Origin of the sequence: Micromonospora siamensis, from assembly GCF_900090305.1 — a bacterium.
GTDB classification, from domain to species: Bacteria; Actinomycetota; Actinomycetes; order Mycobacteriales; family Micromonosporaceae; genus Micromonospora; species Micromonospora siamensis.
The window spans coordinates 3,169,940-3,183,914 of the sequence record NZ_LT607751.1 but is presented as its reverse complement, the minus strand read 5'-3'; the positions used below and the strand labels follow the sequence as shown (position 1 = coordinate 3,183,914).

Below are 13,975 nucleotides of genomic sequence, written 5' to 3'. Positions count from 1 at the left end.
GGCAGGCATCATCTGTCGCGACATGCCTGAGCAGGGCCGCCTACCCAGGTAAGCACACCCGGACACGGGCCCGGTGTGCTTGCGCTCACAAAGCCGGCCTCACGGTCGCCTTTCCTTCGCCGCGACGGCCAGCAACTCCTCCGCATGGGCGATACCCAGATCGGAGTCCGGCAAACCCGCGAGCATCCGGGCCAGCTCACGGGCCCGCTCGGTGTCCTCCACCACCCGCACCCCGCTGGTGGTCACCGCTCCCCCGGTGTCCTTCGCCACCACCAGGTGCCGGTCGGCGAACGCGGCCACCTGCGGCAGGTGGGTCACCACCAGCACCTGGTGGCTGCGGGCCAGCCGGGCCAGCCGACGGCCGATCTCCACCGCCGCCTGCCCGCCGACCCCGGCGTCGACCTCGTCGAAGACCAGCGTGGGCGGCCCGCCGGACCCGGCGAAGACCACCTCGATGGCGAGCATCACCCGGGACAACTCACCGCCGGAGGCGCCCCGCTGCAACGGCAGCGACGGCGCGCCCGGGTGGGCCAGCAGCCGCAGCTCGACCTCGTCGCCGCCGTCCGGCCCGACGCCCACCTCCACCCCGTTGACCGGCAGGCTCGGCTCGGCCTTGCCGGCCGACCGGGGCAGCACCGCCACCTCGATCCGGGCGTGCGGCATGGCCAGCCCGGCCAGCTCCACGGTGACCTGGTCGGCGAAGCGGACCGCCGCCTCCTGCCGGGACGCCGACACCCGACCGGCCAGGTCGGCCACCTCGGTGGCCAGCCGCCGGCCCTCCCGGTCCAGCTCGTCGAGCAGGTCGTCGGAGGTGTCCAGGTCCGACAGCCGCTCCCGGGCCCGGTCCGCCCAGGCGATCACGCCGTCGACGTCGTCGGCGTACTTGCGGGTCAACGCGCGCAGCGCGGCCCGGCGCTCGTAGATGGTCTGCAACCGGGCCGGGTCGGCGTCCAGCGCCGCCAGGTAGGTCGACAGCTCGGCGGAGACGTCGGCGACCAGCGTGGCGGCCTCCTCCAGCCGGCCGGCCAGGTCACCCAGGGCCGGGTCGGTGCCGGCCTGCGCCTCCAGGGTGCGCCGCGCGGTGCCGAGCAGCACGGTGGCGTCCGGGGTGTCGTCGGTCGCCTCCACCCCGCCGGCAACGCACTGCTGGGCCAGCTGCGCGGCGGTGCGCAGCCCCTCGGCGTGCTCCAGGCGCTGCGCCTCGGCCTTGAGCTCGTCGTCCTCGCCGGGCTGCGGGTCGACCCGGGTGATCTCGTCCAGCCCGAGGCGCAGCAGGTCGGCCTCCTGGTTGCGGGCCCGGGCGTTGCTGCGCCGGTCGGCCAGGTCGTCGACCACCGCCCGCCAGCGGGTGTACGCCTCGCGCAGCGCGTCCAGCAGCTTCTCGTGCTCCGGCCCGGCGAAGCGGTCCAGCGCGGCCCGCTGCTCGGCCGGACGCAGCAGGCGCAGCTGGTCGGACTGGCCGTGCACCGCCACCACCTGCTCGCCGACCTCACCGAGCATGGCCACCGGCATCGACCGGCCGCCCAGGTGCGCCCGCGACCGACCCTCCACGGTGACCGTGCGGCTGAGCAGGACCGAACCGTCCTCGTCCGGCTCACCACCGGCGTCGACGATCCGGGCGTGCACGGTCGCGGCGACCCGCCCGGCCAGGCGCAGCCGCCCCTCGACCACGGCCCGCCCCGGCTGCGCGCGGACCCTCCCTGCGTCGGCGCGGCCACCGAAGAGCAGGCCCAGGCCGGTGACGACCATGGTCTTGCCCGCGCCCGTCTCGCCGGTGATGACGTTCATCCCGCCGGCCAGCGGGAGGGTGGTGTCCTCGATGACGCCCAGTCCGGTGATGCGCAGCTCTTCCAGCACAGCAACCGACAGTAGACGCGCCGTGTGACAGTTGACCAGCCGGCGCGGGCGGCGCGGCGGCCCCACGTAGCATCACCGGCCGTGGACGCGACCGGCGGTGGGCGGCAGGTGCTGGGGATTCTCGGCCTCGACGAGGACGAGGAGCAGGTCTACCGGGTGTTGCTGCGGCTGTCCACCGGACGGCCCGCCGAACTCGGCGCGCAGCTGCCGCTGGACGCCGACCGGCTCGGGCGGGCGCTGAGTGGGCTGCGGGAGCGGGGCCTGGTCGCCCCGAACGGCACCGCCCCGGACGCCCCGCTGCGCCCGCTGCCCCCGGACGTCGCCCTCGGTGACGAACTGCTGCGCCACCAGCAGTCGCTGGAGTCGGCCCGGCGCCGGGTCGCGCAACTCACCGAGGAGTACCGGGCGGGCGTACGGCGGCACGACGCCGACCACCTGGTGGAAATCATCACCGGGGCGGACGCCCTGCGGGCGCGGCTGGGCCGGATGCAGGACGAGGCCCGCGTCGAGGTGCTCTGGTTCTGCCGCGCCAATCCGCTGGCCATGTCCGGCCCGGAGAACCTCGGGGAGTTCCCCGCCCTGGCCCGCGGGGTCAGCTACCGGGCGATCTACGAGCGGGACCTGCTGGCCGAACCGGCGGCGCTGGCCGACGTGGAGAAGGCCGTCCGCAGCGGCGAGCAGGCCCGGGTCACCGACCTGCTGCCGGTACGACTCGCGGTGGCCGACCGGGCCACCGCCATCTGCCCGCTGGTGCCCGACCGGGCCAGCGGCGAGCCGACCGCCGCGGTGATCGGCCGTAGCCAACTCCTCGACGCCCTGCTCGCCCTCTTCGACAGCCACTGGAACGCCGCCACCCCGCTGCTGTCCGGCGTCGGGCCCACCGTCGACGGCGGTCCCAGCGCCGACGAGCGGCTGCTGCTGTCGCTGTTCGTGGCCGGGGTGCCCGACAAGTCCATCGCCTCGCAGCTCGGGGTGAGCCGCCGCACCATCCAACGGCGGCTCGCCGACCTGATGACCCTGGCCGGGGTGGACACCCGGCCGGGGCTGGCCTACCAGGCCGCCCGTCGCGGTTGGCTGTAGACCCGAGGCGCCGGCCGGTGGTCCCGGCCCGGTGCCGCCCACCCGAAGGGCCACACCGGGCCGGAGGCCGCCGAAGTTCCCACCACCCCCTGGCGGGAACCCCGACGGCCCGACCGGACGCCCGCGCGGGAAGGGGGGGAGGTCCCGCGCGGGCGCCGGCTCAGCGCAGCCCGTACGCCCCGATCACGGACTGCTCGAGGGTGCTGCCGGCGGCGTCGGCGGCCCGTACCCGCAGCGAGACGCTGCCGGTCCCGGCCGGCACGGTCGCCGTCCAGGCGGTGCCGGAACCGCTGACCGGGGCGGCCCGCCAGTGCGCGCCGTCGTCGAAGGAGACCTCGACGTCGACCCGGGTGCCGGTGGGCGCCGGCAGGCCGGCCTGGTGACGCAGGGTCAGCCCCACCCGGTGCGGCCGGCCGCCGTCGACCGTGCCGGACAGGTCGGTCGGCACCCGGTAGTCCAGCTGGAGCAGGGGCAGCGGCGCGGCGTCGGTCCCGTCCGGCCGGGCCGAGGTGAACTCCCAGGCGGTGTGGGCCCGCGCGGCCCACCGCCACTCCTCGGCGCCGCGGGTGGTGTCCAGCTCCAGCCGGTAGCGCGCCCGGTCGGCGACGGTGACCACCGGCTCGCCGGTGGTCAGGTCGGCGATCTGCCGGCCGTCGCGCCACAGCACGGCCCGGACCGTGTCCATGCTCTCCCCGTCGGCGGCGGACCAGTGCCCGTCGGCGTCCACGAACGGCGCGACCGGCAGGTCCAGCAGGTCACCGCTGCGGCTCGCCGCCGCGGCCTCGGTCAGGGCCGGCCGGACCACCGGCGCGAACCAGCTCCGGGTGGCACTGCTGCCCCCGGCGTAGCGGCGCAGCGGCTCGGTGGCCCCGCTGTTCATCTGGCCGTCGCTCCACAGGTAGAGGTGACTGGCCCGCTGCCGCCAGAGCGAGTCCCCGGCGCTCACCCACTCCTCGCGGGCGGTGCCGGTACGCACGATCCGCTGCGTCTCCAGCGCGAACCGCTGCCACGGCCGCCAGCCGAACCGCTGCTCCTTGGCCCAGGCGAAGCCGCCGGTGTCGACGTAGCGGGTGGTCAGCCGCGCCGAGTTGGCGGCGGTGATCCGGTGCACCACGGTGGCCGGCACCTGCTGGCGGGAGACCTGGAACACGTCGTACAGGTAGGGGCTGGACACGGTGACGGTGAGCTGGACGCGGGCCCCGCGCGCGGCGGCGGCCAGCACCCGCTGCCCGTCGTCGTACGGCAGCGCCATCGCCGGTACGGCGAACCGGTCGCCCTGCGGACGCCACGACGTCCACGCGCTGCGGTCGGCGGGGCGGACCACCAGCACCACGGCGGCCCCGGCGGCGGCCGCCGCCGCGACCTGCTCCTCCTCGGAACGGTCGGGGCTGGTCGAGACCAGCGCCGCGGCGCCCCGCACCCCGCCCAGCTCGTCCGGCGCCCCCGTGCCGGCGTCGACCAGCGGCAGGTCGCGGTGCAGGTCGGCGTCCGGCGACTGGTAGAGCAGGTTGACGTCCAGCGGCCCGCTCAGCCCGGTCACCTTCGCCTGCACCATCGGGGCGACCAGCTGCCACCGGGAGGCGAACTCGAACTCGCCGTCGGTGACCCGGGCGGTCGGGGTGACGTTGAGCTGGCTGATCGTGCTGAACTGCATGACGCCGTGGTCGACCTGCCGGCCGTTGCCGAAGACCCGGTGCACGTAGTACGCCAGGGTGGTCTGCTGCTCGGCGGGCTTCGGCGTCTCGATCCGTACCGGGGTGGCCCGCCGGGCGTCCAGGACGACCGTCACGTCACCGGTGACCGACAGCTGCGGGTCGACCAGCAGGGTGGACTGTTCGTCCAGCGGGACGCCGTCCTCGATGACGGCGTGCATCAGGTAGGTCCCCTCCTCGACGGTGAAGGTCACCTCGCCGCCCTCGGGGATCCAGCCGAGGCTGTCCGACTCGGGCTGCTCACCGAAGAGCGTCACCACCGGCACGCTGGTGGACCGGCCGGACCGGTCCACCCCGCGCAGGGTGACGGTGTGCCGGGGTCCGCTGAGGGTGGCGGCCAGCGCGGTGCGGGTCTGCACGCCGTCCGCGCCGGTGGCGACCAGCCAACCGCCGTGCCGCCCCCGGTCCAGCTTCGCCGGGTCCGCGACGACCGACACCGGCACGGTCGCCCCGGCCGGGACGGTCACCTCGTCGCCGCCCAGGGCGAAGCCGTCCGGCTCGTCGGCGTTCCGGTCGACGTTGCGGACCTCCAGCCGCAACCGCAGGGTCTGCGGCACGCCGGTGAGGTTGGTGTACGCGACCTCGCGGCGCAGCCCGTCGCCGGCCGTGCCGGGGTCGATCCGCCGGAAGTCGGCGACCGCCGAGGCGTACACCCGCTGGCCGAGGGCGCGGGCCACGTCGACCCGGCCGCCGCCCTGGGCGAACACACTCTGCCCGGCGGCGCCGCGAGCGGTGCTGACCAGGGCGTCCTTGAGCCGATCGGCCCGCCAGTCGGGGTGGTCCTGGGCCAGGATGGCGGCGGCGCCCGCGACGTGCGGGGTGGCCATCGAGGTGCCGGACGCGGCGGTGTAGCGGTCGTCCACCGGCGTGCCCATCGTCGTGCCGGCGGCCCGGGCGGCGACGATTCCGACGCCCGGCGCGGTGATCTCCGGCTTGACCGCGTTGTCACCGACCCGGGGGCCGCGGCTGGAGAACGCTGCCAGGGCGTCGTCCCGGTCGACCGCGCCCACGGTGAGCGCGGCGTCGGCCGCGCCGGGAGCGTTCACCGCGTAGTCGGCGCCGGAGTTGCCGGCGGCGACCACGAACAGCGTCCCCGTCTCGGCGGTCAGGTCGTTCACGGCCTGACTCATCGGGTCGGTGCCGTCGGTCGGGGATCCGCCGAGGCTCATGCTGACCACCCGGGCGCCGGAGCGGGCGGCCCACTCCATGCCCTCGATGATCCACGAGTCGTAGCCGGAGCCGGAGTCGTCCAGCACCTTGCCGACGACCAGCCGGGCGCCCGGCGCGACGCCCTTGCGGGTGCCCCCGGCGGCAGCCCCGCTGCCGGCGATGATCGACGCGACGTGGGTGCCGTGGCCGTGACCGTCGGCGACCCCGCCGGCGCCGGTGAAGTCCCGGCTGTCGGCGATCCGGTCGGCCAGGTCCGGGTGCCCGGCGTCGATCCCGGTGTCGAGCACCGCGACCGTCACCCCGGAGCCGTCCCGCCCGGCCGCCCAGGCCGCCGGCGCGCCGATCTGCGCCACGCTGCGGTCCAGCACCGGGTGGACCCGGCCGTCCAACCAGACCCGCTCCACCCCGGCGCCGAGCCGGCCGCTCGCGGCGACCCCGGCGACCCCGGCCCCCTGGGCCCGCAGCGCCGACCAGAGGCCACCCAGCTCGCCCTTGCCGACGGCGAGGGCGGCCCCGTCGATGCTGGGCAGCGGGCGTACGTCGGTGGCGGTGGCGGCGAACGCGCCGGCCCGCCGGTTCGCCCCGTCGCGGTAGCGGACGATCAGCGGCAGCCGACCGGTGTCCGCGTCGCCGTAGCCCTGCGCGACCAGCTCCTCCACGTCGAACAGGTCCGGGTCGAGCACCCCGCTGGCCAGGTACGGCACCACGTCGCTGGGAAGCACCCGCAGCTGCCCGTCGACCGTGACGGTGTGGAAGGTGACCCGCTCGCGTCCGGCAGCGGGCCGGACGGAGGCGGTGGCCCGGCCCGGCGCGACCCGGTCCAGCTCGACCACGTCACCGGTGATCAACGTGACCCGGGCCGGGGCCGGCGCGGCGGCGCCCACGGGCGGCGGGGTGGACGGCGGGGGCGGGCCGGGCGGCTCGGCGGACGCCGGTGCGGCGACGCCGGCCACCAGCACGGCGGTCGCCCCGAGGGCGAACCAACGCGGGGGCCAGTTCATGGGTGCTCCTTCGCTGAACGACTCGGCCGCCCGCGAAGGGCGACCCGTCGGAGTCTGCGATGGAGATCAACCCCGGGTCACTACCCCCGGCCCGCCGCACCGGCGACATGTCGCCAGGTGGACACGACCGGCGGCTGCCGCCGGCACGCCCGGTGACCCGGGCGACGCGCAGCGCTCAGCGTCGGCTGCCCCGCCAGCCGTGCACCGGAAGGCCGAACTTGGCCACCAGCCGGTCGGTGAACGGGCGCGCCCGCAGCCGCACGATCCGCACCGGCAGCCCGCCACGGCGCACCGTCACCCGGGCGCCCGGCGGAAGGTCGTAGACCCGCCGGCCGTCGCAGGCGAGCACCGCGAGGGTGGTGAACGGGTCGACGGTGATGACGAACGTCGAGGTGGGCGCGGTGACCAGCGGCCGGCTGAACAGGGCGTGCGCGCTGATCGGCACCAGCAGCAACGCCTCCACCTCCGGCCAGACCACCGGACCACCGCCGGAGAACGCGTACGCCGTGGAACCGGTGGGCGTCGCGCAGACCACGCCGTCGCAGCCGTACCGCGACAGCGGCCGACCGTCCACGTCGACCAGCAGCTCCAGCATCTGGGCGCGCTCGCCCTTCTCGACGCTGATCTCGTTCAACGCCCACGACTCGATCGTCGGGCCGCCCTCGAACTCGGCGGTGACGTCCAGCGTGAGCCGCTCGTCGACGGTGTAGTTGCGCGCCACCACGTCCCGCACGGCCACGTCGAGGTCGTCGATCTCGGCCTCAGCCAGGAAGCCCACCTTGCCCAGGTTGATCCCGAGCAGCGGGGCCTTCGCCGGCCGGGCCAGCTCGGCGGCGCGCAGGAACGTACCGTCCCCGCCCAACGCGAAGACGATCTCGGCGCCCTCGGCCGCCTCCGGGCCGGTCACCGGCACCACACCGGGCAGGTCCAGGTCGTCGGCCTCCTCGGCCATCACCCGCACCTCGAACCCCGCCGTGATCAGGTCCGCGGCCACCGCCCGGGCGTGCTCGGTGCTCCGCCGCCGACCGGTGTGGGTGACCAGCAGGGCCGTCCGATCCGCGCTCATGGGGCCACCTCATCCGTGTGCGTCGGGTCCGGACCGTCGCCGGACGTCGCCAGGCCCTGCGGGCCGGCCGCGACCACCGCCCGGACCCGTTGCGGGTCGGCCGGCGGCGCGTCCCGGCGTAACCATACGAAGAACTCGACGTTGCCGCTCGGCCCGGGCAGCGGGCTGGCCGTCACGTCCGCCAGTCCCAGTCCCAACCCGGCGGCCGCCCCGGCCACGTCCAGCACCGCCTCGGCCCGCAACGCCGGGTCGCGGACCACCCCACCGGCGCCGACCCGCTCCTTGCCCACCTCGAACTGCGGCTTCACCATCAGCGCGAGGTCACCGTCGGCACGGGTGCAGGCGGCCAGAGCCGGCAGCACCAGCCGCAGCGAGATGAACGACAGGTCGGCCACGGTGAGGTCCACCTGGCCGCCGATGGCCTCCGGCGTGAGCGTACGCACGTTGGTGCGCTCGAAGACCCGGACCCGCTCGTCGTTGCGCAGCGGCCACGCCAGCTGGCCGTAGCCCACGTCCACCGCCACCACCTCGGCCGCGTCGGCGCGCAACAGCACGTCGGTGAAGCCGCCGGTCGAGGCGCCGGCGTCGAGGCAGCGCCGGCCGGCGACGGCCAGCCCGCCGGGGGCGAAGGCGGCCAGCGCGCCGGCCAGCTTGTGGCCCCCGCGCGAGACGTACTCCGTGCCGGGGTCCTCGCCGGTTACCAGCAGCGGATCGGCGGGGTCCACCATCGCGGCGGGCTTGCCGGCGACCACCCCGCGGAGCTGGACCCGGCCGGCGCTCACCAGCGCGGCTGCCTGCTCACGGGAGCGGGCCAGGCCGCGACGGACGAGTTCGGCGTCGAGCCGGTTGCGACGTGCCATGCGTGGTGCTTCTCCGCCTCGGTCAGGCCTGGTCGATGGTGGCCAGGGTCTCGCGCAGCGTGTCGTACGCCGCTTCGTACTGGGGGATCTGGTCGGCTGGGGAGAGCGCCGCGGCGTTCTCCATCGCCTGCACGGCGGCGTCCACCGCCGGGTGCCGGGCGTCGTCGAAGTCCTCGACCGGGAGCGGGGCTGCCGGCCGGCCGCCCGGGGGCGGACCCGGCCGCGCCGCGGGCGGCGGGCCGGGCCGGGGGCCGGGCGTCGGTCCCGGCCGGAACGGCCCGCTCACGAGCCGGTCCCGGCGCCAGCGGGCCGGCTCACCGGTCGTCGTCCGCGGGCCGGCGGGCCGGCCCGGCCTTCTTCGCCGCCGTCGGCACCGGCTGGTCGGCGGTACGGGCGACGGTGGTCGGCGCCTTCTTCGCCACGGTCTTCTTAGCAACCTTCTTCGCCACCGCCTTACGGGCCACCGGCGCGGCCGGGGCCGGCGTGCCGGCCGGTGCGGGTGAGCGCGGGGCCGAGGCGGGCGAGGTCGGGGCCGGGATCCGGTCGGACGTCGGGGCGGCGCCGGACCGTGGGGCGACCGGCGGCGGTCCGGTCACCGGCGCGGCCGGGCCGCCCTTCGCCTCCCGCAGCCGACTCTCCAGCTCGTGCACGCGGCGGGTCAACTCGGCCACCTCGTCGGCGGTGGCGAGCCCCACCGCGCCCAGCGCCCGGTCGACCTCGAAGCGGACCAGCTTGGTCAGCGCCTCCCGGTTCGCCACGCCGGTGGAGACCAGTTCCTCGCCCAGCGCCTGGAGCTGCGCCGCGGTGGCGCCGCCGGAGCCGACCAGTCGACGGACGACGTCCTGAGCCCTCTTCCGGGGTGCCTCCGTCAGGCCCATGGCCAGCTCGAGGTAGGCGCGCCACGCGTCCTGCATGCCCTGAGTCCTTCCGCGGGGTGGGGTGTGCAGGTGTCACGCTACCGGGCCCTGGGAAACACCCGGTGCGGTACCGTGCCGGGGGAACGGCGTGGCGTGCGGTGAGGAGACGATGTGGCCAGCGTGGACGAGTGCCGGCAGGCGTTGCAGGATCTGGCGGCCCGCCTGGACCGGCACGCCGACATGCAGGAGCGGATCGACCTGGACCGGACGCTGGCCTGCCGGGTCACCGACCTCGACACCGCGTTCCACGGGCGGCTCACCGGCGGCCGGCTGGTCGACCTGACCGACGGCGACGACCCGAAGGCGAAGATCGCGCTGAGCACCACCAGCGACGATTTGGTCGCCCTGCTCCGCGGCGAACTGGACGTGACCAAGGCGGTCGCGGCGCGGCGAGTGTCGATCAAGGCCAACCCGTTCGACCTGATGAAGCTCCGCAAGCTGCTCTGATCCGCCGCCCGAGGCGGGGTCAGGCGAGGCCGAGCGCCTCGAGGGCCGCTTCGGCGTCCGGTGACGCCGGCCGGACCAGCGGCTCGACGCCGGCCGACCAGGCGGCGGCGCAGAGCGCCGCCAGCGCGTCCAGGGGCCGACCGGCGCCGTCGAGTTCCAGGTCGCTCCCGGTCACCCGGACCGACCAGTCCCCGGCGGGCGATGTCGCGGGCACCCGGACCAGGGCCGCCGGGTCGAAGAGCCCGGCGAGGTCCTGGGAGATGTACGTCGGTCGCCGCTCCGGCGGGGCCGACAGCAGCTCCGGTACGTCGCTGACGCCGGTGAGCACGAGCAGGCTGTCCAGCCCGGCACGCCGGGCGCCCTCGATGTCGGTGTCCAAGCGGTCCCCGACCACCAGGGTCCGCCCGGTGCCCGCCCGGCGGGCCGCCGTGGCGAAGAGCGCCGGCTCCGGCTTGCCCACGACCACGTCCGGATCCCGGCGCAGCGCGGTACCCAGCGCCGCCACCAGGGATCCGTTGCCCGGCAGCGGACCCCGGCCGCTGGGCAGCGTCCGGTCGGTGTTGGTGGCGATCCACAGCGCCCCGGCCCGGATCGCCACCGACGCCTCGGCCAGGTCGACCCAGCCGACCTGCGGGCCGTACCCCTGCACGACCGCCGCGGGCTCGTCCTCGGCCTGCTCCACGGGGCGCAGCCCGACGGCGCGGACCTCGGCCCGCAGCGCCTCCGCGCCGACCACCAGCACGGGCGCGCCGGCGGGTAGCCGGTCGCGGAGCAGCTCCGCGGAGGCGGCGGCGGAGGTCAGCACCTCTTCCGGCCGGGCCGGTACGCCCATGCCGGTGAGCAGGTCGGCGACCTCACTGGATCGGCGGGACGCGTTGTTCGTGGCGTACGCGACGGCCCGACCCTCGGCGTGCAGCCGGCCGACCGCCTCCACGGCACCGGGGATCGGCCGGTCGATCAGGTAGATGACGCCGTCCAGGTCGAACACGACCAGGGCGTACCCGTCGACCAGCCGTTCCCCGGCGCTCGTGGTCATCGCTGCGCGGACTCCGGCTCGTCCCCGGTGTGTCCGGTGACCTCGCCGCTGGCGACCGGACCGGTGGGCTCGGCCACGCCGGCCTGCGGGCCGGTCAGGTGCGCGCGCTCGCCGTCGGTCCGCTCGTCCGCGGTGCGCTCGTCGGCAGTGCGCTCGCCGGCGGTCGGTGCGTCGGCGTCGCGGGCGTCCTCGTCGAGGTCGTCGTCGAGGTCGTCCTCGTCCTCGTCGTCCTCGAGGTCATCGGCGCCGTCGTCGTCCTCGTCGAGGTCACTGACGTCGGCGGTCAGGTCGGCGTCCGGCCGGGCCGGGACCGCGCCCAGCGTCGCCGGGCCGGCGGCGATCTCCTCGCCCGACTCCTCGTCCTCGTCGTCGCCCTCGATGACCACACCGTCGAGCTCCAGCAGCCGCTCGGCGGCGTCGGTCTCGCCCTCGGCGTCCACGTCGGCGGCCCGGGAGAACCACTCACGGGCCTCCTCGCGGCGGCCGACCGCCAGCAGCGCGTCGGCGTACGCGTAGCGCAGCCGGGCCGTCCACGGCTCCGGCGTCTCGGTGGTGAGCTCGCGCACCTGGAGCATGGCCACGGCCGCGTCCTTCTGACCGAGGTCACCCCGGGCGCCGGCGGCCACGATCAGCAGCTCGATCGAGACGGCCTTGTCGAGCTTCTCCTGGTCGGCGCCGCGGAACAGGTCGATCGCCCGCTCCGGACGGCCCAGTGCCCGCTCACAGTCGGCCAGCACCGCGAGGTGGCTCTGCAGACCGGTCATCCGGTGGTACGTCCGCAGCTCGGCGATCGCCGTCTGCCACTCGCCCGCGTGGTACGCGGCCAGCCCGACCGCCTCCCGCACGGCGGAGATCCGCGACGCGAGCCGCCGTGCCGCCAGGGCGTGCGCCAGCGCCTCGGCCGGGTCCTCGTCGATCAGCTGGCCGGTCGCCACCAGGTGCCGGGCGACGGTCTCCGCCACCGGCTTGTTCAGCGAGAGCAGCTCGGCGCGGACGGCGGTGTCGAGGTCGCTCGCGACGATCTCGTCCGGCAGGGCGGGCGCCGTTGGGCGTCCGCCCTCGCCACCCTCGGCCCGGTCCCGCCGGTCGTCGTCACGGTCGCGCGGCGCCCCGGCACCGTCGCCACCCTCGCGACGCCGGTCGTCGAAGCTGCGGCGCTCACCGAAGCCACGCCGCTCGCCGTCCCGCTCGGTACGCGGCCGGTCCGCGCCGCCGCGGAAACCGCCCTCACGGTTGTCCCCGCCACGGAAACCACCCTCACGGCGCTCGCCACGGTCACCGCCGCGGAAGCCACCCTCGCGGTTGTCGCCACCGCGGAAACCGCCCTCACGGCGCTCACCACCGCGGAACCCGCCCTCGCGGTTGTCGCCACCGCGGAAGCCGCCCTCACGCGGACCTGAAGACCGGAAGCCACTCTCACGACGGTCACCGCCGCGGAAGCCACCCTCGCGCGGCGCGTCGCCGTCACGGCGGAAGCCACCCTCACGCGGGCCCGAGGACCGGAAGCCACCCTCACGACGGTCACCGCCCTCACGCGGCCCGGAGCGGAAGCCGCCCTCACGATTGTCGCCACCGCGGAAGCCACCCTCACGGCGCTCACCACGGTCACCGCCGCGGAAGCCACCCTCACGGTCGCCACCTCGGAAGCCACCCTCACGACGGTCGCCGCCGCGGAAGCCGCCCTCGCGCGGGCCCGAGGAGCGGAACCCGCCCTCGCGGTTGTCCCCACCGCGGAAACCGCCCTCACGGCGCTCGCCGCCACGGAAGCCACCCTCGCGGTCGCCACCACGGAAGCCACCCTCGCGGCGGTCGCCGCCGCGGAACCCGCCTTCGCGCGGCGCGTCGCCGTCACGGCGGAAGCCACCCTCACGCGGACCCGAGGACCGGAAGCCACCCTCACGACGGTCACCGCCCTCACGCGGCCCGGAGCGGAAGCCGCCCTCGCGGCGTTCACCGCGGTCACCGCCGCGGAAGCCACCCTCGCGGCTGTCCCCGCCACGGAAACCGCCCTCACGACGGTCGCCGCCACGGAAGCCACCCTCGCGCGGCGCGTCGCCGTCACGGCGGAAGCCACCCTCACGCGGACCCGAGGACCGGAAGCCACCCTCACGGCTGTCCCCACCGCGGAAACCACCCTCACGGCGCTCACCACCGCGGAAGCCACCCTCGCGCGCGCCGCCCTCACGCGGACCGGAACGGAACCCGCCCTCACGACGGTCGCCGCCGCGGAAGCCACCCTCACGACGCTCACCACGGTCACCGCCGCGGAACCCGCCCTCGCGGCTGTCGCCACCGCGGAAGCCACCCTCACGGGGACCCGAGCGGAAGCCGCCTTCGCGACGCTCACCACCGCGGAAGCCGCCCTCACGGTCACCGCCCCGGAAGCCACCCTCACGGCGGTCACCGCCGCGGAAGCCACCTTCGCGGTTGTCGCCTCGGCGGAAGCCGCCTTCACGGCGGTCACCGCCGGCGCCACCCCGCTGGCCGCCGGCGCGGTCGTCGCGGCTCCCGCGGTACGGGGGACGGTCGTCGCGGCGGGCGTCGTCACGCCCCGGCTGACGGTCGGTACGGTCCTCGTAACGACGGGGGCGATCGCCGCCCTGCGGTCCTGCACTCACGGGTACATCCTTCCTCATGCGTCTCCGAGGACGCTAACGCAGTCGAGGGCCGACCCTCATTGGGGCGGCCCTCGACTGGAATGTTTGTCCGGCGGCGTCCTACTCTCCCACACCCTCCCGAGTGCAGTACCATCGGCGCTGGAGGGCTTAGCTTCCGGGTTCGGAATGTGACCGGGCGTTTCCCCTCCGCCATGACCGCCGTAACTCTATG

The 13,975-nt window shown here is 75.9% G+C and carries 11 protein-coding genes and 1 rRNA gene; 3 read left to right on the top strand and 9 right to left on the bottom strand.

The features are described 5' to 3' along the window. Positions 1-99: 99 nt before the first annotated feature. Positions 100-1,857 (bottom strand): DNA repair protein RecN, encoded by a 1,758-nt coding sequence (gene recN, locus GA0074704_RS14620; RefSeq protein WP_088971029.1) that lies wholly within the window; start codon positions 1,855-1,857, stop codon positions 100-102. Positions 1,858-1,938: 81 nt separating this feature from the next. Between recN and GA0074704_RS14615 the strand changes: the two genes are divergently transcribed. Further along, on the top strand, positions 1,939-2,937 hold the full coding sequence (locus GA0074704_RS14615; protein WP_231926437.1) for an HTH domain-containing protein: 999 nt from the start codon (positions 1,939-1,941) through the stop codon (positions 2,935-2,937). A gap of 160 nt (positions 2,938-3,097) precedes the next feature. Here GA0074704_RS14615 and GA0074704_RS14610 read toward each other — a convergent pair whose 3' ends face one another. From GA0074704_RS14610 to GA0074704_RS14590, 5 genes are all read right to left on the bottom strand, one after another. Beyond that, complete coding sequence (locus GA0074704_RS14610; RefSeq protein WP_088971028.1) at positions 3,098-6,820, bottom strand: S8 family peptidase; 3,723 nt, start codon at positions 6,818-6,820, stop codon at positions 3,098-3,100. Positions 6,821-6,995: 175 nt separating this feature from the next. Next, positions 6,996-7,886, bottom strand: coding sequence for an NAD kinase (locus GA0074704_RS14605; protein ID WP_088971027.1), 891 nt, complete (start codon positions 7,884-7,886; stop codon positions 6,996-6,998). Beyond that, entirely contained in the window at positions 7,883-8,746 is an 864-nt protein-coding gene (locus GA0074704_RS14600) for a TlyA family RNA methyltransferase (RefSeq protein ID WP_088971026.1), read from the bottom strand. The genes GA0074704_RS14605 and GA0074704_RS14600 overlap by 4 nt, the downstream gene beginning before the upstream one ends. 22 nt (positions 8,747-8,768) lie before the next feature. Continuing rightward, positions 8,769-9,032 carry a hypothetical protein gene (locus tag GA0074704_RS14595; RefSeq protein ID WP_088971025.1) on the bottom strand — a complete coding sequence of 88 codons (264 nt, stop codon included), beginning with the start codon at positions 9,030-9,032 and terminating at the stop codon, positions 8,769-8,771. 28 nt (positions 9,033-9,060) lie between these two features. Next, the gene (locus tag GA0074704_RS14590) at positions 9,061-9,660 is read right to left on the bottom strand and encodes a phasin family protein (protein ID WP_172880553.1); all 600 of its coding nucleotides are present in this window, start codon (positions 9,658-9,660) and stop codon (positions 9,061-9,063) included. Positions 9,661-9,774: 114 nt separating this feature from the next. Between GA0074704_RS14590 and GA0074704_RS14585 the strand changes: the two genes are divergently transcribed. After that, positions 9,775-10,110, top strand: coding sequence for an SCP2 sterol-binding domain-containing protein (locus tag GA0074704_RS14585; RefSeq protein WP_088971024.1), 336 nt, complete (start codon positions 9,775-9,777; stop codon positions 10,108-10,110). Between the two features lie 19 nt (positions 10,111-10,129). Here GA0074704_RS14585 and GA0074704_RS14580 read toward each other — a convergent pair whose 3' ends face one another. Next, positions 10,130-11,146: an HAD-IIA family hydrolase gene (locus GA0074704_RS14580; RefSeq protein WP_088971023.1), complete on the bottom strand. Its 1,017-nt coding sequence runs from the start codon at positions 11,144-11,146 to the stop codon at positions 10,130-10,132. Then, a complete protein-coding gene (locus GA0074704_RS14575) occupies positions 11,143-12,108 on the bottom strand; it encodes a tetratricopeptide repeat protein (protein ID WP_408632000.1) in 966 nt (321 codons plus the stop codon). Before GA0074704_RS14575 ends, GA0074704_RS14580 begins: the two co-directional genes overlap by 4 nt. Between GA0074704_RS14575 and GA0074704_RS28795 the strand changes: the two genes are divergently transcribed. Beyond that, complete coding sequence (locus GA0074704_RS28795; RefSeq protein WP_157743675.1) at positions 12,085-12,546, top strand: hypothetical protein; 462 nt, start codon at positions 12,085-12,087, stop codon at positions 12,544-12,546. The two genes, GA0074704_RS14575 and GA0074704_RS28795, sit on opposite strands and share 24 nt — an antisense overlap. Positions 12,547-13,850: 1,304 nt before the next feature. On the opposite strand, the gene rrf is transcribed toward GA0074704_RS28795, so the two are convergent. Then, positions 13,851-13,967: ribosomal RNA gene (rrf, locus tag GA0074704_RS14570) — 5S ribosomal RNA — on the bottom strand. Positions 13,968-13,975: the final 8 nt, after the last annotated feature.

What these genes read in the sequence shown, in the direction of transcription:
- GA0074704_RS14590 (WP_172880553.1), bottom strand. Translation starts at nt 9,660, where the DNA reads ATGCAGGACGCGTGGCGCGCCTACCTCGAGCTGGCCATGGGCCTGACG.
- GA0074704_RS14580 (WP_088971023.1), bottom strand. Translation starts at nt 11,146, where the DNA reads ATGACCACGAGCGCCGGGGAACGGCTGGTCGACGGGTACGCCCTGGTC.
- GA0074704_RS14610 (WP_088971028.1), bottom strand. Translation starts at nt 6,820, where the DNA reads ATGAACTGGCCCCCGCGTTGGTTCGCCCTCGGGGCGACCGCCGTGCTG.
- GA0074704_RS14600 (WP_088971026.1), bottom strand. Translation starts at nt 8,746, where the DNA reads ATGGCACGTCGCAACCGGCTCGACGCCGAACTCGTCCGTCGCGGCCTG.
- GA0074704_RS14605 (WP_088971027.1), bottom strand. Translation starts at nt 7,886, where the DNA reads ATGAGCGCGGATCGGACGGCCCTGCTGGTCACCCACACCGGTCGGCGG.